Annotated in this window: 15 protein-coding genes; 5 read left to right on the forward strand and 10 right to left on the reverse strand. The window is 72.9% G+C overall.

Annotated elements, in window-relative coordinates:
* Nucleotides 1–33 precede the first annotated feature (33 nt).
* The 4 genes from Cch01nite_RS09195 (at nt 34) to Cch01nite_RS09210 (ending at nt 6,965) form a co-directional block, all read left to right on the forward strand.
* Nucleotides 34–2,787: a cation-translocating P-type ATPase gene (locus Cch01nite_RS09195; protein ID WP_203751708.1), complete on the forward strand. Its 2,754-nt coding sequence runs from the start codon at nt 34–36 to the stop codon at nt 2,785–2,787.
* A 42-nt stretch (nt 2,788–2,829) separates the two neighbouring features.
* Complete coding sequence (locus Cch01nite_RS09200) at nt 2,830–3,273, forward strand: hypothetical protein (RefSeq protein ID WP_203751711.1); 444 nt, start codon at nt 2,830–2,832, stop codon at nt 3,271–3,273.
* A 106-nt stretch (nt 3,274–3,379) separates the two neighbouring features.
* A complete protein-coding gene (locus Cch01nite_RS09205) occupies nt 3,380–6,136 on the forward strand; it encodes an AAA family ATPase (RefSeq protein WP_203751714.1) in 2,757 nt (918 codons plus the stop codon).
* Nucleotides 6,137–6,272: 136 nt separating this feature from the next.
* Entirely contained in the window at nt 6,273–6,965 is a 693-nt protein-coding gene (locus Cch01nite_RS09210; protein WP_203751717.1) for a hypothetical protein, read from the forward strand.
* 36 nt (nt 6,966–7,001) lie between these two features.
* Here the strand turns inward: Cch01nite_RS09210 and Cch01nite_RS09215 are convergent, their stop codons facing one another.
* The 7 genes from Cch01nite_RS09215 to Cch01nite_RS09245 are packed head-to-tail and all read right to left on the reverse strand — an operon-like array spanning nt 7,002 to nt 15,142.
* The gene (locus Cch01nite_RS09215; protein ID WP_203751720.1) at nt 7,002–7,820 is read right to left on the reverse strand and encodes an HpcH/HpaI aldolase family protein; all 819 of its coding nucleotides are present in this window, start codon (nt 7,818–7,820) and stop codon (nt 7,002–7,004) included.
* A complete protein-coding gene (locus tag Cch01nite_RS09220) occupies nt 7,805–8,590 on the reverse strand; it encodes a 2-keto-4-pentenoate hydratase (RefSeq protein ID WP_203751732.1) in 786 nt (261 codons plus the stop codon). Before Cch01nite_RS09220 ends, Cch01nite_RS09215 begins: the two co-directional genes overlap by 16 nt.
* A gap of 27 nt (nt 8,591–8,617) precedes the next feature.
* A complete protein-coding gene (gene hpaD / locus Cch01nite_RS09225) occupies nt 8,618–9,718 on the reverse strand; it encodes a 3,4-dihydroxyphenylacetate 2,3-dioxygenase (RefSeq protein ID WP_203751734.1) in 1,101 nt (366 codons plus the stop codon).
* Entirely contained in the window at nt 9,715–11,244 is a 1,530-nt protein-coding gene (gene hpaE / locus Cch01nite_RS09230) for a 5-carboxymethyl-2-hydroxymuconate semialdehyde dehydrogenase (RefSeq protein ID WP_203751737.1), read from the reverse strand. Before hpaE ends, hpaD begins: the two co-directional genes overlap by 4 nt.
* 12 nt (nt 11,245–11,256) lie before the next feature.
* The gene (locus Cch01nite_RS09235) at nt 11,257–11,967 is read right to left on the reverse strand and encodes a GntR family transcriptional regulator (RefSeq protein ID WP_373309915.1); all 711 of its coding nucleotides are present in this window, start codon (nt 11,965–11,967) and stop codon (nt 11,257–11,259) included.
* Complete coding sequence (locus tag Cch01nite_RS09240; RefSeq protein ID WP_203751740.1) at nt 11,949–13,448, reverse strand: fumarylacetoacetate hydrolase family protein; 1,500 nt, start codon at nt 13,446–13,448, stop codon at nt 11,949–11,951. The genes Cch01nite_RS09235 and Cch01nite_RS09240 overlap by 19 nt, the downstream gene beginning before the upstream one ends.
* Before the next feature lie 47 nt (nt 13,449–13,495).
* Nucleotides 13,496–15,142 carry a thiamine pyrophosphate-binding protein gene (locus Cch01nite_RS09245; protein WP_203751745.1) on the reverse strand — a complete coding sequence of 549 codons (1,647 nt, stop codon included), beginning with the start codon at nt 15,140–15,142 and terminating at the stop codon, nt 13,496–13,498.
* Between the two features lie 195 nt (nt 15,143–15,337).
* Between Cch01nite_RS09245 and Cch01nite_RS09250 the strand changes: the two genes are divergently transcribed.
* On the forward strand, nt 15,338–17,245 hold the full coding sequence (locus Cch01nite_RS09250) for an FAD-binding monooxygenase (RefSeq protein ID WP_203751748.1): 1,908 nt from the start codon (nt 15,338–15,340) through the stop codon (nt 17,243–17,245).
* Between the two features lie 8 nt (nt 17,246–17,253).
* On the opposite strand, the gene Cch01nite_RS09255 is transcribed toward Cch01nite_RS09250, so the two are convergent.
* From Cch01nite_RS09255 to Cch01nite_RS09265, 3 genes are all read right to left on the reverse strand, one after another.
* A complete protein-coding gene (locus tag Cch01nite_RS09255) occupies nt 17,254–18,141 on the reverse strand; it encodes a phenylalanine 4-monooxygenase (RefSeq protein WP_203751750.1) in 888 nt (295 codons plus the stop codon).
* Between the two features lie 70 nt (nt 18,142–18,211).
* The gene (locus Cch01nite_RS09260) at nt 18,212–18,454 is read right to left on the reverse strand and encodes a hypothetical protein (protein WP_203751752.1); all 243 of its coding nucleotides are present in this window, start codon (nt 18,452–18,454) and stop codon (nt 18,212–18,214) included.
* A gap of 233 nt (nt 18,455–18,687) precedes the next feature.
* Nucleotides 18,688–20,076, reverse strand: coding sequence for a hypothetical protein (locus Cch01nite_RS09265; protein WP_203751754.1), 1,389 nt, complete (start codon nt 20,074–20,076; stop codon nt 18,688–18,690).
* Nucleotides 20,077–20,540: the final 464 nt, after the last annotated feature.

Below are 20,540 nucleotides of genomic sequence, written 5' to 3' on the forward strand. Positions count from 1 at the left end.
TGCGGCATCCGGGTTCACCAGTTGAATGGCCCTGTGCTCACACCAGTCGAGTCACCGGGCCACCTCGTCCGTGCTGCCTGGTCGCTGTCCGGGGACGAGGTCCTCGACGCACTCGGCTCGGGCGCCGACGGGCTGAGCGCCGCGACCGCCGAGCAGCGGCTCGCCGAGGTCGGCCGCAACGAGCTCCCGCTGCCGCCACGACCGCCCCTGTGGCGCCGGGTCCTCTCGCACTTCCAGGACGTCCTCGTGTACGTGCTGCTCGTCGCGGCGGGCCTCAAGGCGATCCTCGGCGAGTGGATCGACTTCGCGGTGATCCTGCTGGTCGCGGTCGTCAACGCCGCGGTCGGGCTCATCCAGGAGGGCCGGGCCGAGAGCGCGCTCGACGGGATCCGGAAGATGCTGTCGCCCGGGGCGGAGGTCCGTCGGGACGGCGCCTGGACGAAGGTCGACGCCGCCGCGGTGGTGCCGGGGGACGTCGTGCGGGTGCGCGCGGGCGACGGGGTCCCGGCGGACGTCCGTCTCCTGACGGCGTCGAACCTGCGCGTCGAGGAGTCGGCGTTGACGGGCGAGTCCGTCCCGTCGACGAAGGACCCGGCACCGGTCGACGCCGTGGCGGGCGTCGGGGACCGGTCGAGCATGCTGTTCTCCGGCACGATCGTCGCCGCCGGCTCGGGGGAGGGGGTCGTCGTCGCGACGGGCGCGGCGACGGAGATCGGCGCGATCCAGAGCCTCGTCGCCGAGGCGGAGGAGCTCGCCACGCCGCTGACCCGCCAGCTCGGGCGGTTCGGCACGCAGATCGCGCTGCTCATCCTGGTGATGGGTGTGCTGATGGCGGTGATCGGGCACACCGTGCACCACCTGTCGGTCGACGACCTCCTGTCGGCGTCCATCGGCTTCGCGGTGGCCGCGGTCCCCGAGGGGCTCCCGGCGCTCGTCACGATCACGCTCGCGCTCGGCGTGCAGCAGATGGCGGACCGCAACGCGATCACCCGCCGGCTTCCCGCCGTCGAGACGCTCGGTTCGGTCAGCACCATCTGCTCGGACAAGACCGGCACGCTCACGAAGAACGAGATGACGGCACGGACCGTCCGGACCGCGCACGGCACGGTCGAGGTCGCCGGTGCCGGGTACGCGCCCGAGGGCGGCCTCACCGTGGCGAGCCAGGAGCTCGTCGCGGGGGAGCACCCGGACGTCGAGGCCCTGCTCGACACGATGGCGCTGTGCAACGACGCCCAGGTCGTGCGGTCCGCCGACGGGTGGTCGCTCGTGGGTGAGCCGACCGAGGGCGCGCTGCGCACGCTCGCCCTGAAGGCCGGCACCGGCACGTCGGCCTGGCGGCGCGTCGCCGTCCTCCCGTTCGACTCCGCCGTCAAGTACATGGCGACCCTGGACCGGGACGACGAGCGCGCGGTCACCGTCCTGCACGTCAAGGGCGCTCCGGACCGGGTCCTCGAGCTGTGCCGGACGCAGGCGACGCCCGACGGCGCGTCCGAGCCGGTCGACACGGGGTTCTGGCTGGCCCAGGTCGACGAGCTCGGCTCGCACGGGCTGCGGGTGCTCGCGGCCGCCCGTCGGTCCGCTCCGGCGGACGCGGTGTCGATCGAGGACGACGACCTGCGGGACCTCGAGCTGTGCGGGCTCGTGGGCATCGTCGACCCGCCGCGGCCCGAGGCGATCGACGCGATCGCGGAGTGCCACCGCGCGGGCATCACCGTGAAGATGATCACCGGCGACCACGCCGGCACCGCGACGGCGATCGCCCAGGAGCTCGGGCTGCTCACCCCCGACGGGCGCCCGGCCCACCGGACCGCGGACGTCGACCGCGACGCGCCCGTGGTGCTGACCGGCGCCGAGCTCGAGGCGATGAGCAACGAGCAGCTGCGCGGTGTCGTGCGCGACGTCGACGTGTACGCCCGCACGAGCCCCGAGCACAAGATCCGGATCGTCTCCGCCCTCCAGGCGCACCGGCAGGTCGTCGCGATGACCGGGGACGGCGTGAACGACGCGCCCGCCCTCACGCAGGCCGACGTCGGTGTCGCGATGGGCATCAAGGGGACGGAGGCGACCAAGGAGGCCGCCGACGTCGTGCTCGCGGACGACAACTTCGCGACCATCGAGCGCGCCGTCGAAGAGGGTCGCAGGATCTACGACAACGTCCGCAAGTCGGTGCTCTTCCTGCTGCCGACGAACGGCGCGCAGGCCCTCGTCATCCTCGTGGCGGTGCTGTTCGGGCTGACGATGCCGCTCGAACCGGTGCAGGTGCTCTGGATCAACATGATCACCGCCGTCACCCTGTCGCTGGCCCTCGCCTACGAGAAGGCCGAGCCCGGGATCATGGACCGGCCGCCGCGCGACGCCGACGCGTCCATCCTGGGCGGGGCGGCGCTGCGGCGGATCCTGCTCGTCTCCGCGCTCATCGGCGCGGCGACGCTCGTGGTGTTCTTCGTCGAGCGCGACGGGCACATGACGGTCGACCAGGCGCAGACGACGGCCGTGACGATGCTCGCGTTCGGGCAGCTCGCGTACCTGTTCAACTGCCGGTTCACCGACCGGTCGAGCCTCAGCCTCGACGTGCTGCGGGGCAACAGGGTCCTGTGGATCTCCGCTGGGTCGCTCGTCGTGCTCCAGGCGGTGTTCGTGTACGCGCCGTTCATGCACACGCTGTTCGGGTCGGCGGCGGTGCCGTGGCGCGGGTGGTGGGTGCCGCTCGTCCTCGCGGTCGGGGTGTTCCTCGTCGTCGAGGCGGGCAAGGCGGTCGGCAGGGTTCGCGGGCGCTCACCAAGGTGAGGGCGGCTTGGTGCACGCGGCAGCGCCCCGTAGCCTCCGGCCATGAGCACCCTCCACGAGGTCGGCGAGCGGGACGGCTGGCGATGCTGGCTCTGCGACGAACCGGTCGACCCCGACGCGTCGGTGAACGCCGACCGCGGTCCGAGCATCGACGGCGGGGCGACGCCGAAGGGCAAGAAGCCGGCACCCGGCTCCGAGCGCCTGGCCCACCGGGCCTGCAACACCCGTAAGGGCGCGGTGAAGCCGGTCGTCGCATGGCCGTCGACGCTGTTCGTGGTGGACCCCGCGCCGATCGTCGCGACCGTCGACCGGCTGACCGGCAAGGGTGGGCGTGAGGTCGTGGCGCGGTGCCCGACGAGGGCGGACGGCGAGGACGCGGCTGCCTGGCTCGTCGACCGGCTCTCCCGCTTCGCCCCGAGCCTTCGGGTGACCGCGGACGTCGAGCCGGGCGGCGGTCAGTTCCTCCTGGTCCTGCGGGCGCGCTGACGCCTGCGCGACTCCGACGCACCCGCCGCCCTGCCGGTGGTGCGTCGTCGTCCGCCCGGCGGGCGGTCCCCGACGCCGTATCGGCGGCGTGCGGGACGATGCGCTCATGGGAGCGGCCCTGTTCGGGCGCGACGCGGAGCTCGCGACCGTCGGGCGGGTGCTCGACGAGCACACGTCGGGGCCCACCGTGCTGTCCGTGCACGGGGAGGCCGGGATCGGGAAGTCGTCGCTGCTCCGTGAGGTCCGCGACCTGGCGACCGCGCGCAGCTACCGTGTCCTCGCCGGCACGCCCACGAGTGCCGAGGCCCGGTGGAGCTACTCGGGGCTGACGGACCTGCTGGACCCGCTGGTCGCGCTGCTGCCGGACCTGCCGGCCGCGCAGCACCTGGCGCTGGACGCCGTCATGCTCCGCGGGACGGTGGGCACGACCGCACCCGACGTCCGCACGGTCTGCGCCGGGACGCTGGGCCTCCTGACGCGGGCGGCCAGGCAGCAGCCGCTGCTCGTCGCGGTGGACGACGCCCAGTGGCTCGACGAACCCACGATCCGTGCCCTGACCTACGCGGTCCGCCGGTGCGTCGAGCGGCTCGTCCTCGTCGCCACGGTGCGTGACGGCTTCGACGACCCGCTCCGGGACGTGGTCCCCGACCCGCGCGCGGTCACCTCGATCGCGCTCGGCGGACTCGGACGCCCCGAGCTCCGGTCCCTCCTCGCGGACCGCCTCGACGCGTCCGTCGACCCCGCCGTCGTGCGGCGGATCGAGGCGACGTCGCGGGGCAACCCCCTGTTCGCGCTCGAGCTCGCACGCACCCTCGACCCGGACGGTCGGTCGCGGACGGCGTTCCCCTCGGCCCTCACCGTGAGCATGCGGAGCACGTTCGCGGGGCAGCCCGAGCGGACGCGCGACGTCCTGCTCACCTGCAGCGCGCTGGCCGCCCCGACGGCGGCGGTGCTCGCGCGTGCGGGGATCGTCGACGCCGGCACGGTCCTGGTGCCGGCGGAGCGGGCGGGCATGGTCCGCTGGCGCGGCGACCGCCTCGAGTTCGCCCACCCGATGTGGCGCGAGGTCGTCTACGGGTCCGCCGACCCGGCATCGCTGCGCGCCGTGCACCGCCGCCTGGCGGTGGCGGCCGCCGACGTCGAGGAGCGGGCACGGCACTCCGCGCTCGGGGAGGTCGGCCTGAGCCCGGCCACCCGCGCGGCGCTCGAGCAGGCGGCGGCGAGCGCGCGGAACCGGGGAGCACCCTCCGCCGCCGCCGCTCTCCTGCAGCTCGCGCTGGACCGCGGTGCGCGCAGCCCGGCGCTCCGGCTCGCCGCTGCGGTCGACCACTTCGAGGCAGGGGAGCACGCGGACGCCCGCGCGCTCGCGACGACGCTGGTGGACGAGACCCCACCGGGCCCGGTCCGGGCCGCCGCCCGCGCCGTGCTGGCGCACGTCGCCTACCTGGAGGAGGACTTCGCGACCGCCGTCGCCCAGCTGGAGAGCGCCGTCGACGACGCGGGCTCCGACGCCGTGACGCAGAGCGGGCTCGCGATCGACCTCGCGTTCTCCTGCATCAACGTCGGCGACGTCCACCGTGGGCGGGACTGGGCGGTACGGGCCGAGGCCAGCGCGCGGGCGACGGGCGAGCCGGCCGTGGTCGCCGAGGCGACGGGTGCCGTCGCGCTCCTGGGCTTCCTCACCGGCAGCGGGGTCGACGAGGTGCGCCTCACCCTGGCCCTCGCCGCCGAGGACCCGGTCCGGCCGTCGCCGGCGGCTCGCTGGCCGACGCTCGACGACGCCCTCGTCCGGTTGTGGTCCCACGACCTGGAGCGGGCACGCGCGGGCCTGGCGGTCGCGCGAGCCCGGTACGACGACCTGGGGTTCGAGGCGGGCCGAGGGCAGCTGCTCGCGCGTGTCGCGGAGGCGGCCGTGCTCGCCGGCGACCTCGCCGAGGCCCGGGCCTCCGTGGCCGAGCTCTCCGACCGGGCCGCCCTGGACGGCGACGGCAGCACGGTCGCGACCGCGCTCGCGTCCCGGGTCGTCCTGGCGTCGTGGTCGGGCGACGCCGCGCAGGCCCACGAGGAGCACGCGCGTCTGCTCGAGCACTCGCACGGAGTCGAGCACCTGCTCCCGCGACTGGCGGCGTCCGCGGCACTGGGTTCCCTGGCGCTGGCGTCGTCGCAGCCCGGGGCGGCCGTGGAGCACCTCGAACCGGTCGCCGACGTGCTGCTCCTGTTCGGCGTGGCCGAGCCCGTCGTCACGTGGGCCTTCCCCGACGCGGTCGACGCGTGGGTGGCGACGGGCCGCCCAGACCGCGCCGTCCCGCTCGTGGAGCTGTTCGAGGAATGGGGTGCTCGGGCGGGCACACCCTGGGTGCAGGGGGTCGGGTGCCGAGGCCGGGCGCAGCTCCTGCTCGCCGGCGGCGACCCGGCCGGCGCGGGGGACTCGCTGCGGCGGGCGCTCGCGGCGTTCGAGCGCATCGGGTCGCGGTACGAGCTGGCCCGCACGCACCTCGTGGTCGCCTCGTGGCAGCGACGCCGCCGCATGCGCGCCGCGGCCCGGGCCAGCCTCGAGGTCGCCGCACGGCTCTTCCGTGAGGTCGGCGCGGCAGCGTGGGCGGCGAACGCCGAGCAGCAGCGTGACGGTCTGGGAGTGGGCTCCGGACGCCCCTCGACGCTCACGCCCAGCGAGCGGCGCGTTGCGGAGCTGGCAGGGTCGGGGCTCACGAACGGCGCGGTGGCAGCCCGTCTGGCGATCAGCCCCAAGACGGTCGAGGCCCACCTCGCGAGCGCGTACCGGAAGCTGGGGATCCGGTCCCGCGCCGAGCTGGGCCGCTGGCTGGCCGACGGGGCCCCGGCGCCCGACGACGACATGCCTTAGGGAAACCCCCGATTTCGCCCACTGTCGTCCCGGCGAAGCATCGGCATCTCCAGGACCGGCCCGGACCTCGGTGCCGGTCCACCCCACCAGGGGGCGCGTGATGCCACGCGCCCCCGCGCACCAGAGGGAGATTCCGATGGCCAAGACCCTGTACAAGGCGCCGAAGCGGCTGCAGTTCCGGCTCCGGCACTTTCTCGAGCACGACTCCACCGACAGCGGCTTCCAAGGAGGGGACGACGAGGTCTACATGTCGGCCCTCGGGTTCGACAGCGCTGTCGTCGTCAAGGGGGCGGACGGCAGACCCGACGTCCCCATGTACATCGCACCGCTCATCGGTGACGTGACCGACAACGCCGTCCGCGGACCCTGGGCGACGAACCCGTTCGTCCTCGTGGACTGGGACCTGCACCCGCCGGGAGGTGTGACGTACCCCCGGACCTTCACCGTTGTCCTGCTCGTGGTCGAGCAGGACAACGAGGGGCTCGCGGACGACTTCACGCACCTCATCGACAAGGTGGGCGGCAAGGTGCGCGAGAAGGTCGTCGAGGCCGCCACCAACGCGGGCGACGCTCTCGCGACGGCCGTGGTCGGGGCGGCGATCCCGGGCATCGGTCCGGTCGTCGGTGCGGCCGTCGGCGGGCTCGCCGGCGACGGCTACGACGCCCTCGTCGCCGAGATCAAGGCCGGGCTCCACAACGAGGTCTTCACCCCCGTCCCGATCACCTTCTCGACGGGCGACCACGTCCTGGCCGGGCACGAGTACTCGGTGCACATCCAGCAGTTCGGGGCGCACTACGAGCTCGGGTACGAGTGGCACTACGTGCGCTAGACGGGCTCGACCGACGGACCCGGGCGGGTGGGCTGATCAGGAGCCCGCCCGCTCCGGGTCGTCGGTCGCGGGCGCGAGCCGCCGGGCGAGCTCCTCGGACCCCCGCGCGAGGAGCGTCACGTCGGCGCCGACCGCCACGAAGGCGGCCCCGGCGTCGACGTACGCGCGCGCCAGGGCCGGGGCGAACGCGTTGACGCCGACCGGCTTGCCCGCCGCCCGCACCGCGTCGAACGTGCGGTGGACGGCGGCCACCACGTCCGGGTGGTCCTGCCGGCCGAGGTGACCCATCGAGGCGGCGAGGTCGGACGGCCCGACGAACACGGCGTCGACGCCGTCGACCGCTGCGATCGCGGACGCGGACGCGACGCCCTGCGCCGTCTCGACCTGCACGACGAGCGAGACGTGCGTGTCGGCGTCCTCGGCGTAGCCGTCGACCCTGCTCCACCGGGCCGACCGGGCGAGCGACCCGCCGACACCCCGGCGACCGCGGGGCGGGTAGCGCACGGCCTCGACGACGGCCTGCGCCTCCTGCGCCGACGACACCATCGGGACGAGGAGGTTCTGCGCACCGAGGTCCAGCACCTGCTTGATCGTCACGACGTCCCCGACCGGCACCCGCACGACCGGGGTCACGGGGTAGGCCGCGACCGCCTGGAGCTGCGCGAGGACCGACTCCAGCCCGTTGGGCGAGTGCTCCATGTCGACGAGCAGCCAGTCGAGCCCGGACCCGGCGCAGATCTCTGCGACCAGTGCGCTGCCCGAGCACACCCACATGCCGGCGAGCGGCCGGGCGGCCGGCCCGCTCACCGCGGTCGCGAGCGCGTCGCGGAACGTCGGCGTCATGTGAAATGGCATGTGATCGTCCCCAGGTCTCGGTAGTCGGCGAGCACGGTGTCGCCCGGGTGCACCCACATCGGGCGCGTGAACGAGCCCGCGAGCACCAGGTCGCCGGCGTCGAGCCGGTCCCCGTGCTGGGCGAGCTTGTTCGCCAGCCACGCGACGCCGCGGGCGGGGTGGCCGAGCACGGCGGCGGCGACGCCGGATTCCTCGATCGTCCCGTTGCGGTGCAGGAGCGCGGCGACCCAGCGCAGGTCGACGTCGCCGGCCCGGACGGGGGTGCCACCGGTGACCATCGCCCCCATCGCCGCGTTGTCGCTGATCGTGTCGACGATGGTGCGGCCCGCGAGCTCGACCCGGGAGGAGAGGATCTCCAGCGCCGGGACCACGTGCTCGGTCGCGGCCAGCACGTCGTCGACGGTGGCGTCCGGGCCGTCGACGGGTGCCGACAGGCGGAACGCGAGCTCGACCTCGATGCGGACGTTCGAGAACCGGCCGTGCTCGATCACCGCGCCGTCCTCGTAGACCATGTCGGCGAAGATGGCGCCGTAGTCCGGCTCGTCGATGCCGGTCGCCGCCTGCATGACCTTCGACGTCAGCCCGATCTTGCGGCCGACCGGTCGACGTCCGGCGGCGACGGCCCGGCGCCGCCACTCGCGCTGCACGGCGTACGCGTCGTCGACGGTCATGCCCGGGTGGCGCGCGGTCAGGAGCGGCACGGTCGCCCGGTCCTGTTCCGCGGTCGCGAGCTCGTCCGCGATCGCCGTGATCGTCTCAGTCGGCAGCACGCTGTCCTCCGGTCGCGGCGCGCGGGGTCACAGCTGGTGCCCGAGCTTGTACTCGCCCTGCTTCCAGCTCGGGAGCGCGTCGGGGGCGTCGCCCTCGCGGGTGTACGAGAACCCGTCGGCCCCGATCGTCACCTCCAGCTCGCTGGTGTCGGTGCGCTCGAGCACGGGCTGCGGGTTCCCGTCGAGGTCGAGCACGAGGGACGCCTCGGTGTACCAGGACGGCACGACGGGGTTGCCCCACCAGTCGCGGCGCTGGTTGTCGTGGACGTCCCAGGTGACGACCGGGTTGTCGGGGTCCCCGGTGTAGTAGTCCTGCGTGTAGATCTCGACGCGGTGCCCGTCGGGGTCGCGCAGGTACAGGTAGAACGCGTTGGACACGCCGTGCCGGCCAGGGCCCCGCTCGATCCGGTCGGACATCCGCAGCGCGCCGAGCAGGTCGCAGATCGCCAGCACGTTGTGCTTCTCGTGCGTCGCGAACGCGATGTGGTGCAGGCGCGGGCCGTTCCCGCCGGTCATCGCGGTGTCGTGCACGGTGGGCTTGCGGCGCATCCACGCCGCGTACGTGGTCCCGGCCGCGTCCTGGATGTCCTCGGTCACGCGGAACCCGAGGTCCTCCATGTACCGCACGGCCCGCGGCACGTCGGGCGTGACCTGGTTGAAGTGGTCGAGCCGCACCAGGACGCCCGGCGGGTGCAGGTCGTAGCGCCACGCGAGCCGCTCGACGTGCTCGACGTCGTGGAAGAACTCGTACGGGAACCCGAGCGGGTCCTGCACGCGCACCGAGTCCCCGACGCCCCTCACGAAGCCGTCCGCCCGGCGTTCGACCCGGCACCCGAGCTCGCGGTAGAACGCGACCGCCCTGTCGAGGTCGGCAGGGGAGCGGACCCGGTAGGAGAACGCCGCGGCGGCCGCCACCGGCCCCTGGCGCAGGACGAGGTTGTGGTGGATGAACTCCTCGAACGTGCGCAGGTAGACGCAGGTGTCGTCCTCCTCGGTGACGACGAGGCCGAGGACGTCGACGTAGAAGTGCCGCGACGCCGCGAGGTCGGTGACGACGAGCTCCATGGCGGCGCAGCGCAGCACGTCCGGCGGCGGGGACGACGGCGTCGGGATCGGGTCGGTGCTCACGGTCGGCGTCCTTTCCCGAAGGTGGGCTGGTGCACCTCGCCGAGCGTGACGTGCACGGCCTGCTGGTGCGTGTAGAAGTCGATCGACCGGTACCCGCCCTCGTGGCCGAGCCCGGACGCCTTCACGCCGCCGAACGGGGTGCGCAGGTCGCGGACGTTGTTGCTGTTGAGCCACACCATGCCGGCGTCGAGCGACTGGGCGAACGTGTGCGCCCGCCGCAGGTCGTTCGTCCACACGTACGCCGCCAGCCCGTACCGCACGCCGTTCGCCAGCGCGAGCGCCTCCTCGTCGGTGTCGAACGGCGTGATCGCGACGACGGGCCCGAAGATCTCCTCCTGGAAGATCCGGGCGTCCGGCGGGACGTCGACGAACACGGTGGGCGCCACGTAGTTCCCGGTCGGGAAGCCCTCGGGACGTCCGCCACCGGCGACGAGCCGGCCTTCCGACCTGCCGATCTCGATGTACCCCATGACCTTCGCGTGGTGCTCCGGGTGGACGAGCGCACCGACCTCGGTCGCCGGATCGTGCGGGAGCCCGACGACGACGCGGTGCGCGTGCGCGGCGTAGCGCTCGACGAACTCGTCGTAGACCTCCCGCTGGACGAGGATCCGGCTGCCCGCGGTGCAGCGCTCCCCGTTGAGCGAGAACACCCCGAAGATCGTCGCGTCGACGGCGGCGTCGAGGTCGGCGTCCGCGAAGACGACGGCGGGCGACTTGCCGCCGAGCTCCATCGACAGGCCCTTCAGGTGCGGTGCCGCGTTCGCGAAGATGAGCTGCCCCGTCCGGCTCTCGCCCGTGAACGAGATCAGCGGGACGTCCGGGTGCCGCACCAGCGCGTCGCCCGCCTCCTCGCCGAGCCCGTGGACGAGGTTGAACACGCCCGCGGGCACGCCCGCCTCCTCGAAGATCCCGGCCCACAGCGACGCCGACAGCGGCGTGAACTCCGCCGGCTTGAGGACGACGGTGTTCCCCGTCGCCAGGGCGGGGCCGAGCTTCCACGACTCGAGCATGAACGGCGTGTTCCACGGGGTGATCAGCCCGGCGACGCCGATGGGCTTGCGGTTGACGTAGTTGAGCTGGCGCCCGGGCACCTTGAACGCGTCGTCGGTCTGCGCCACCACCAGGTCGGCGAAGAACCGGAAGTTCTCGGCGGCCCGCCGAGCCTGGCCGAGCGCCTGCGTGATCGGCAGGCCCGAGTCGAAGCTTTCGAGCTCCGCGAGCCGGGCGTCGCGCTCCTCGACGATGTCGGCGACCCGGTGCAGGACCCGGGAGCGCTCGCGGGGGAGCAGACGCGGCCACGGCCCGTCCTCGAACGCGCGCCGCGCCGCGGCGACGGCCCGGTCGACGTCGGCCGCCTTGCCGGCCGCCGCGTGCAGGTACGTCTCGTTCGAGACGGGGTCGAGCACCTCGAACGTCGTGCCGTCCACGGAGTCGACGTGCTCCCCGCCGACGTAGTGCCGGATGCGGTCGGGGAGGTCGGCCGGAAGGTGGCGGGGCGCCACCGTGCCCGTGCTGGTCCCACCCATGGGTCCCACCTCTCAGACGGTCGTCACGCCGGCTGCGGCCGGCGCCTCGTCGGGGTGCTCGTGGCTGAGGTAGGCGGCGAGCGTCGCCGAGCGGTGCCCGCGCGCGGCCCGCTCGACGTCCGCCAGGGGTGCGCCGGACTCGATGAGGTCGACGAGGGCATCGTGCTCCCGCACGGACTCGTGCGCGCGTCCGGGCACGAAGCTGAACGTCGAGTCGCGCAGGTGCCCGAGCCGGACCCACTCGGCGTCGACGAGCGCGAGCAGCCGCGGGTTCGGGCACGCGGCGAACAGGACCGCGTGGAACCGGTGGTTGAGCGAGGTGAACAGGTGCGGCTCGAAGTCGTCCAACGACTCGACGAGGCGGCGGTTGAGGTCGCGTGCCCGCCGGAGGTCGTCGGCCGTCAGGTGCCGGGCCGCGAGCGCGGTGGCCGCCCCTTCGAGGAGGGCGAGGGCCTCCATGCTCTGCCGGTACTGGGAGTCGTCGATCATCGCGACGCGCGCCCCGACGTGCTGCTCGAACGTGACGAGCCCCTCGGCCTCGAGCCGGCGTATCGCCTCGCGCACCGGCACGACGCTCATGTCGAGCTCGTGCGCGATCGAGCCGAGGACCAGGCGGTAGCCCGGCGTGAACTCCCCGCCGGCGATCCGCTCCTGGATCCAGTGGTACGCCTGCTGCGACTTGCTGCGCGTGCGCGCCGTCTCGCTCATCTGCCCGTGCGCCATGCGTCGTACCGCGCTCTCCACCCGGCGTCCATCGGGAACAGGCCCTCCACCGGGTGGCCGGCGGCGACCTGCTCGGCGATCCAGCCGTCCTCCTCCTCCTGGGCGAGGGCGGCGTCGACGACCTCCTCGACGAGCGCGGGTGGGATCACGACGACGCCGTCGGCGTCCCCGACGACGACGTCGCCGGGCTCGACGGTCGTCCCGCCGCACCCGACCGCGACGTCGACCTCCCAGGGCACGTGCCGGCGACCGAGGACGGCGGGGTGGTCGCCGGCCGAGTACACCGGGATGCCGACGGCGGCGACGGCGTCGTGGTCGCGGACCCCGCCGTCGGTGACGATCCCGGCGGCGCCGCGCGCGTGGGCACGCAGGGCGAGGATGTCGCCGAACGTGCCGGACCCGGCGTCGCCGCGCGCGTCGATGACGAGGACGTCGCCCTCGTCGAGGGTGTCGAACGCCCGCTTCTGCGCGTTGTACCCGCCGCCGTGGCGGGCGAACAGGTCTTCCCGGCCCGGGACGAGCCGCAGGGTGCGTGCGGTGCCGACGAGCTTCGCGTCGGGGTGCAGGGGCCGGACTCCGTCGACGGTCACGGCGTCGAGGCCGCGTCTGCGCAGCTGCGCGCTGAGGCCTGCGACGGGCGCCCGGACGAGCTTGTCGTGCAGCTCGGTGGTGAGGCGGAACGGTGCGGGTGCGGGCTCCAGGCCTGCGGCGTCGGGGGAGCCCCACGCCTCGGCGCGCTGCGTGTCGTCGACGCCGGGCAGCGCCCCGAGGCCGTCGTCGAACGGGTGGTCGCCCTGGGTGACGGTCGTGACCAGCCGGCCCGAGGTCGGCGCCCCGGGTGCGTCCGGTGCGTCGACCTCGATCTCGACGACGTCTCCCGGGACGACGACGGAGGAGCCGGCGGGCGTGCCGGCGAGGATGACGTCGCCGGGCTCGAGCGTGAGGTGCTGGGAGAGGTCGGCCACGAGCCGGGCCAAGGGGAACAGCAGGCCGGCCGTCGTGTCGTCCTGCCGGAGCTCGCCGTTGACCCAGGTCCGCAGGCGCAGCGCCCCCGGGTCGACCGTGCGCGCGTCGACCAGGCCGGGGCCGATCGGCGTGAACCCGTCGCCGCCCTTGGAGCGGACGTTGGAGCCCTTGTCGGCCGCGCGCAGGTCGTACAGCCCGAAGTCGTTCGCCGCCGTGACCCACCCGACGTGGTCCCACGCCCGGGCGAGGGCGACGCGCCGGGCGGTGGTGCCGACGACGAGCGCGATCTCGCCCTCGAAGGCGAGCAGCTCGGTCCCGGCCGGACGCTCGACGGTGCCGCCGGACGGCGCCACCGAGCTCGACGGCTTGAGGAAGTAGGACGGCGCCGCGGGCCGGCGCCCGCGCTGGTCGGCGCGGGAGACGTAGTTGAGGTGGACGGCGACGATCTTCCCCGGGCGGCCGGGCAGCGCCGAGAACCTGCGGTCCGCTCCGTCGCGGCCGGGCTGTGCAGACATCCGCTCCCTCGCCGTCGTCTGTCGTATCCGAAATCGTATGTGATCGGTCAGCTGTTCGCCCGGACGATCTCCTCCTGGTAGGGCGCGACGACGGCGGGGGACACGGTGAGGTCCAGCAGCAGGAACGGTCGCTCCGCCGCGGGGCGCGCCGCCCAGCTTGCGAGCTCGTCGAGGTCGTCGAGCGAGCGGACGGCGACCCCGTGCGCGCCCACGGCCGAGGCGAGGCCGGCGAAGTCGACGCCGGGGATGAGCATCGGCTCACGGGTGAGGCCCTTGCGTCCATAGACGTGGATCTCGGCGCCGTACGCGGAGTCGTTCCAGACGACCGCGAGCCCGCGGCCGCGCGCCACGCGCACGGCCGACTCGAGGTCGGCGAGTGCCATGAGCCCCCCGCCGTCGCCGGTGGTGAGCACCACCGTGGAGTCCGGCCGGGCGAGGGCGGCGCCGAGGACGCTCGAGAAGCCGAGCCCGATCGCCTGGAACGCGGTGCCGACCATGATCATGCGGTCCGGCGAGGCCACCGGCCAGTACATGTTCGCCCAGGCGATGAAGTGGCCGCCGTCGGAGACGACGACCCGGTCGGCGGGCAGCAGCTCGGCGATGCGCGCGGCCGCTGACCGGGGGTCGAGCCGCCCGTCGGGGGCCGTGGCCGCGCCGGGCTCGTACCGTCGCGCGGCGTTGACGTCGACGGACTCGCGCCAGCCGCTGGGCGTGGCCCGGTCGATCCCGGCGAGGACGGCGGCCGCGACCGTCGCCGCGTCCCCGCGCACGTACCCGCCGACGTGCGGGTGGGTCGCCGCCGGTGCGACGTCCACCTGGTACACCCGGGTGCCGGGCGCGAACAGCTCGCCGAACCGCATCGTGAACTGGTTGAGCGAGGCGCCCACGACGACGGCGACGTCGGCCTGCCGCACGAGCGCCATCGCCCCCTCGGCGCCGAACCCGCCGGCCACGCCCAGGTCGAACTCGGGCCGGGGGAACACCCCTCGACCGAGCGCCGTGGTCACGGTGAGGGCCCCCGTCGCGTCGGCGATCGCACCGAGCACGGTGCCGGCGCCGGACAGCCACGCGCCCCGGCCCGCGAGCAGGAGCGGCCGGTGTGCGCGGGAGAGGGCGGACGCGACGTCGCGCACGCTCGCCTCGGCGAACGGGCCGCGCGGGGCGAGCGGCTCGGGGAGGCGAGGTGGGGGCACCGTCGGCACCGGGCCGGCGTCGACGGTGGCGACGTCGTACGGGATCGCGAGCACGGTCGGCACGCGGTAGGTCAGGGCGTGCTCGACGGCGATGAGCGTGGTCGCGGCGGCGTCCGCCCGTCCCACGGTGTACGTGCGGGCGCCGACGGCCGACGCCATCGCGATCTGGTCCACGTCCCACGGGCGCGGCCCGGACGTCGGCTCGTCGCCGACGACGAGCACCAGGGGGACGTGCGCCTGCACGGCCTCGGCGAGCGCGGTGAGGGTGTTCGTGAAGCCGGCGCCGTACGTGGTCGTCGCTGCAGCGAGGCGACCCGACGCCCGGTGGAAGGCGTCGGCGGCGACGACCGCGCCGGACTCGTGGCGCACCGCGGTGAACGTCGCGGACGTCTGCCGGGCGAGCGCGTCGAGGAAGTACGCGTTGCCGTTGCCCATGACGCCGAACACGTGGTCGACGTGGGCGGCGAGGGTGACGGCGGCGTGCGCGGAGACCGAGGGCACCAGCAGACCTCCACGTCGAGCGTCGGGACGGGCCGTGCGCGGCCGGCGGACGTGCACCGGGCGACGCTGCCGGGTGCGGCCGGGGGCCACGCGGCGGCAGCCTATCCCGACCGTATACGATCCGCTCGAGGGGGGTTCGCAGGACCTGCGGGCCCCGCACCATCGCCTCGACAGCGCCGTCCGAGGAGTCGTCCGATGCAGTTCCACCACCACGGCTACGTCTCGGGAGACCCCCGCGTCCAGCCCGCCGCCGGGGTCGGCCTCGACCGGCCTGAGGAGCTTCCCGACGAGGTCGACGTCCTGATCGTCGGCACCGGTCCGGCGGGCATGATCACCGCCGCCCAGCTCTCGCAGTTCCCCGACGTCACCACCCGGATCGTCGACCGTCGCGCGGGCCGGCTGGCGATCGGCCAGGCGGACGGGATCCAGGCGCGCAGCGTCGAGACGTTCCAGGCGTTCGGCTTCGCGGGCCGGATCGCCGAGGAGGCGTACCGCATCACCGAGATGTGCTTCTGGCACCCGGACCCCGCCGACCCGTCACGGATCGTGCGCGGCGAGCGGCCCCCGGACGACCCGTCGGGCATCACCGAGTTCCCGCACCTCATCGTCAACCAGGCCCGCGTGCTCGACTACTTCGCCGAGTTCATGGCGAACGCCCCGACCCGGATGCGGCCGGACTACGGCTACGAGTTCCGTGACCTGACGATCGCCACCGACGGGTCGCACCCCGTCACCGTCCACCTCGTCCGGACGTCCGGCGAGGGCGCCGGGACCGAGAAGGTCGTCCGGGCGAAGTACGTCGTCGGCGCCGACGGCGCGCACAGCGGGGTCCGTCGGGCCATCGGCTGCACCCGGCTGGGGGCCGACGCGTCCCACGCGTGGGGCGTCATGGACGTCCTCGCCGTGACCGACTTCCCCGACATCCGCCTCAAGTGCGCGATCCAGTCCGGCTCCGGCGGCAGCATCCTGCTCATCCCGCGCGAGGGCGGCCACCTGTTCCGCATGTACGTCGACCTCGGCGAGGTCCGCCCGGAGACCCACGGCGCGGTGCGCAGCACGACGGTCGAGCAGATCATCGCGCACGCGAACGCGATCCTGCACCCGTACTCGCTGGACGTGAAGGACGTCGCCTGGCACAGCGTCTACGAGGTCGGCCACCGCGTCACCGACCGGTTCGACGACGTCCCCGCCGACCAGGTCGGCACGCGCACCCCGCGCGTCTTCATCGAGGGCGACGCCTGCCACACCCACAGCGCCAAGGCCGGCCAGGGCATGAACGTGTCGATGCAGGACGGGTTCAACCTCGGCTGGAAGCTCGGCTACGTGCTGACCGGACGCAGCCCGGAGAGCCTCCTGGCCACGTACTCGAAGGAACGCCAGGTCATCGCGCAGAACCTCATCGACTTCGACCGGCAGTGGTCGTCGCTCATGGCGAAGCGGCCCGACGAGCTCGACGACCCCGGCGAGCTCGCGGACTTCTACGTGCGCACCACCGAGTTCCTGTTCGGGTTCATGACGCAGTACCCGCCCTCGATGCTCGTCGCGGAGTCGACCCACCAGGCGCTCGCCACCGGGTTCCCGGTCGGCAAGCGGTTCAAGTCCGCGCCCGTCGTCCGGGTCGCCGACGCGAACCCCCTGCACCTCGGCCACCAGCACCGGGCGGACGGCCGGTGGCGCGTGTACGCGTTCGCCGACCGCGCCCCGGCGGGGGAGCGGTCCGCACTGACCTCATGGGCCCAGTGGATGGCCGGAGCGCCGGACTCCCCGGTGCTCGCCCACACGCGCGAGGGGGAGCAGAGCGACAGCGTGCTCGACGTCAAGGTCGTCTACCAGCAGCGCCACGTCGACGTCGACATCGCCGCGGTGCCGGCGATCTTCCTGCCGCGCACCGGGCCGTTCGGGCTCGTCGACCACGAGAAGGTCTTCGCCACCGACCCGGCCGCCGACATCTTCGAGCTCCGCGGCGTCGACCGCGCCGGGTGCGTCGTCGTCGTGCGGCCCGACCAGTACGTCGCGGCCGTCCTGCCGCTCGACGCCACGGACGAGCTCGCGGCGTTCCTCCGCCAGCACCTGCTCGTGCGGGCCGGACAACCCGTCGGCTGACGTCGACGCTAGGCCGCCTCGTGCGCGAGCCGGGCGGGCGTGTCGTCGTCGAAGTCGGCGAAGAAGCCGGCCACCCGGTCGGTCAGCTCACCCATGCCGTCGCACGCGAACAGGATCGGCTGGTAGTGGCTGATGTCGTACGCCAGCGTCGCCATCTGGTGGAAGTCCACCGGCCGGATCTCGGCCCCGCGGAACTCCTCGATCTCGCCGTACGACGAGAGCAGCCCGGCTCCGTACGCACGCAGCTCGCCGTCCTCGTGCATGACGCCGAACTCGATCGTGAACCAGAAGACGTCCGCCACGTACTGCAGGCCCTCCGGGGTCTCGCACCGCCGCGCGGCCTCCCCGGCACGGCGCTTGACCTGCGCGATCGCCGGGTTCGCGAGCAGGTTGCAGTGCCCGACGACCTCGTGGATGATGTCCGGCTCCGGCGTGTAGAGCGGCTGCGACGCGTGTCGCAGGTACTGCGTCGAGTGGAACACCCCGTCCGCGAGCGACCCGTAGAACACGTCCAGCGGCACGAGCCCGGCGGCCGGGTGCAGGCGGAAGCCGCTCAGCGGCCCCAGGCCCGCGCTCACCTCGTCGAGCTGCGGGACGTGGTCGGTGGGGAGGCCGAGCGCCTCCTTGCCCTCCAGGAAGCCGCGGATCGCGAGCCGCTCGTGCTTCGGCGCGAGCTCACGGCACACCGTCCGCCAGATCTCGTTCTCGGAGTCCGTGTACTCGACGCGCGGCACCGGCTCGCCGGGCTGCCACGCCAGCGCGGGGGCGGCGATCTCGACCCGACGGCGGCGGTACTCCTCGTCCTTCGCGCCCGGGTGGTCGTCCGCGAGGTGCACCGTGACGCTGCCGTCCTCGTCCGCGGTGACGGGGCTGTAGAGCTGTCCTTCGTCGAACATCGCACCGTTGTACGCCCGAAGTCCGGGCGACGCACCCGGACGAGGGGTCAGCCGGCTCCGCGTGCGGAGGTCACGGCCGGGTCGTGATCTCCACGATCCGCCACAGGGCCAGCGGGACGTAGACGAAGGCGAGGCAGAGCAGGACCGCCTCGACGACACGCCGTCTCGTCGTCACGGGAGGGCCGTCGTCGCCGTCCTGCTCGGGGTTCGTCACCGCGTCGGGCTCCGGCCGGTCCGTCGTCTCCCGGACGGGCAGCTCGTCGGGTCGCGCCGGAGCGGCACGCTCAGGCGTCGCGGTGGTGGCGGGGTGCATCAGACCTGCTTTCGGGCACGCGCGTCGGACTCCTGGTGAAGCCCGGGCCGAAGGTACGTGCGCGATCCGTGCCGAACCGGTCGAAACGGTCACGATTCACTCGAAGTTGACCGGTTCGGCGTAGTCGGCCCGCGGGTGTGCCCAGAGCCACGGGAGCGCGTCAGTGAGCCTCTGTGCGGACAAGGCGGGAGGTTCCCCGTCCAGGCGCGTACCTTTTCGCCCCTGCCGAGCGGTCAGGTGACCTCCCTCGGAGTCGCTGCTCCAGGTTGCTTCTTGAGAAGTTCGGCGACCGCCAATGGCACGCAGCCCACCGCAGCGGCTGCGAGGGCCGAGAGTCCCACCTTCTCGGCTGACTCGATCCCCACGGCGTACGCCAACACGGTAGGCACGACCGCAGTCAGGACAGCGCCGACGATGATCGCGATGAACCGGTTGAACTGGCTGACGATCCAGAAGCCGAGCAGCACGCTCAGCGTCAGGGCCACCGGTAGGGCCACAAAGCCGACGAGCATCTGTGCCGTCCAGGAGGTGACTTGGGCGTCCGTCCAAGCAGACCAGAGCGTCGCGAGCGGCCACTGCACCAACAGTGCCGTTCCAGTGATGAGGACAACTGCGATCGATGCGCTGACGCAGTAGCGAACCGTCAGGTTTCTGACGCTTGCGATGTAGATCGGCCGGGTCTTCACGGACGGCATGAAGGTCCGCCCGGCATTGGCTGTGAGCAGTTCGTATGCCCTGGTCTCGCGGAACGCTTCCATGTTGAGGTCCCGATGGTCGAGCGATTCGGGAGTCAGGAAGAGGCGCTCGCTCGGAAGCACGATCTGTCCACTGATCTCCGGGTCGACGACGGTAATTCGTCGCATCCCCACAGTGAATGCGACGAAGCAGAACGCGGCGACACCGAGCCCGCACACGAGCGTCACCTGGAGCAGCCTCAGCGGATCACCTTCCAAGATCGCGAGGCTCAAGAAGTACGAGCCGATCGCGAAGTACGTGGCAACAAGCTGGGCCGAGACTTCGCTCGCCATGCGCACGGCGAAATATATTGTGCCCAAAATGCCCGAACGCATGGCTGCGGTGAATGTGGTGCCGCCCACCTTGGCGCTGCGGATCTGCGCCCAAGCGTCCGGCCAACTGTCAGCGTCAAATTTCTGGACGTACTGGCGCTTGAGGTTCTGTTCGACAACGAACTCTGTGGATTCACCCATCGTCGACACGAGCGCCTGACCTTCGGTGTCGAACTCGAGGCGAAGGCCTTCGACACAGCGCAGCAGGAACCGAAACATGTGCAACGGGAGAAGCGTTATTCCCTCGAAAGTCTGACGTCCCGCTACCGCTTGGGCTACGCGAGGCTTGCGAGCGATTCCGAGCAGAGCAACTTCCAAGAAGGTGAAGAAGATCACGCCCAGCGCCACGATCAGAATCTGGTACCCAAGGCCCATTCCCTGCCGCAGTGCAATTGTGGCCGCGAGTGAAAGGCCGATGCGAACGGCGAACACCCAGCAGGTACGGATCGCCGGCGTTAATGCACCCAGTGCGAGTGCGGTCCCGATCGCCTGGGTGATGACTACCGACTTCGGAACGTCGACGACGCGAAAGTCGGGCCGTGGATATGCGGTCACGGTTCACCTCTGCATCTCTTGCCCTTGCCTCATCCGGGGGCCCTGGTGCCCCGCGGGACGGGTCGGAGACCGCTCGGTGGCAAGGCGTTCGAGTTGACTTGCTCACTTCCAGCGGCGTCGCGTCCGTGCTCCACCGTCGTTCCGGCCGGTGAAGCAGGCCGCGTTCCGACGCTACGGCGCAGCGGCGCACGCCTGAAGGGCCGAAAGGGCACGATGGAGCCCCGGCGTCGCGTCGCAGGGGTGCACGGCGGAGAGCGGCGGAACGGTCGTGCTCGACCGGTCGGGGAGTGTGACCACGGAGCGTGCGACAGAACGTGCAGAGGCGCACCTGCAGGTGGCCTACAGGCCTCTCGCCGTGACCACGTGCACGCCGAGCGCTGGGTGACTCGTGCACCACGACGTCGGCGCCCCGCTGAGCCTCACGAGATCGCTGGCAGCACAATTCCGATCGTCCGGTGAGGTGC

Source organism: Cellulomonas chitinilytica (assembly GCF_016862675.1).
In the GTDB taxonomy this organism is placed as follows: domain Bacteria; phylum Actinomycetota; class Actinomycetes; order Actinomycetales; family Cellulomonadaceae; genus Cellulomonas; species Cellulomonas chitinilytica.

Coding starts and splice junctions, on each gene's coding strand:
- Cch01nite_RS09260 (WP_203751752.1), bottom strand. CDS start 18,454: ATGCACCCCGCCACCACCGCGACGCCTGAGCGTGCCGCTCCGGCGCGA.
- Cch01nite_RS09200 (WP_203751711.1), top strand. CDS start 2,830: ATGAGCACCCTCCACGAGGTCGGCGAGCGGGACGGCTGGCGATGCTGG.
- Cch01nite_RS09240 (WP_203751740.1), bottom strand. CDS start 13,448: ATGTCTGCACAGCCCGGCCGCGACGGAGCGGACCGCAGGTTCTCGGCG.
- Cch01nite_RS09210 (WP_203751717.1), top strand. CDS start 6,273: ATGGCCAAGACCCTGTACAAGGCGCCGAAGCGGCTGCAGTTCCGGCTC.
- Cch01nite_RS09215 (WP_203751720.1), bottom strand. CDS start 7,820: ATGCCATTTCACATGACGCCGACGTTCCGCGACGCGCTCGCGACCGCG.
- Cch01nite_RS09255 (WP_203751750.1), bottom strand. CDS start 18,141: ATGTTCGACGAAGGACAGCTCTACAGCCCCGTCACCGCGGACGAGGAC.
- Cch01nite_RS09235 (WP_373309915.1), bottom strand. CDS start 11,967: ATGGCGCACGGGCAGATGAGCGAGACGGCGCGCACGCGCAGCAAGTCG.
- Cch01nite_RS09205 (WP_203751714.1), top strand. CDS start 3,380: ATGGGAGCGGCCCTGTTCGGGCGCGACGCGGAGCTCGCGACCGTCGGG.
- Cch01nite_RS09250 (WP_203751748.1), top strand. CDS start 15,338: ATGCAGTTCCACCACCACGGCTACGTCTCGGGAGACCCCCGCGTCCAG.
- hpaE (WP_203751737.1), bottom strand. CDS start 11,244: ATGGGTGGGACCAGCACGGGCACGGTGGCGCCCCGCCACCTTCCGGCC.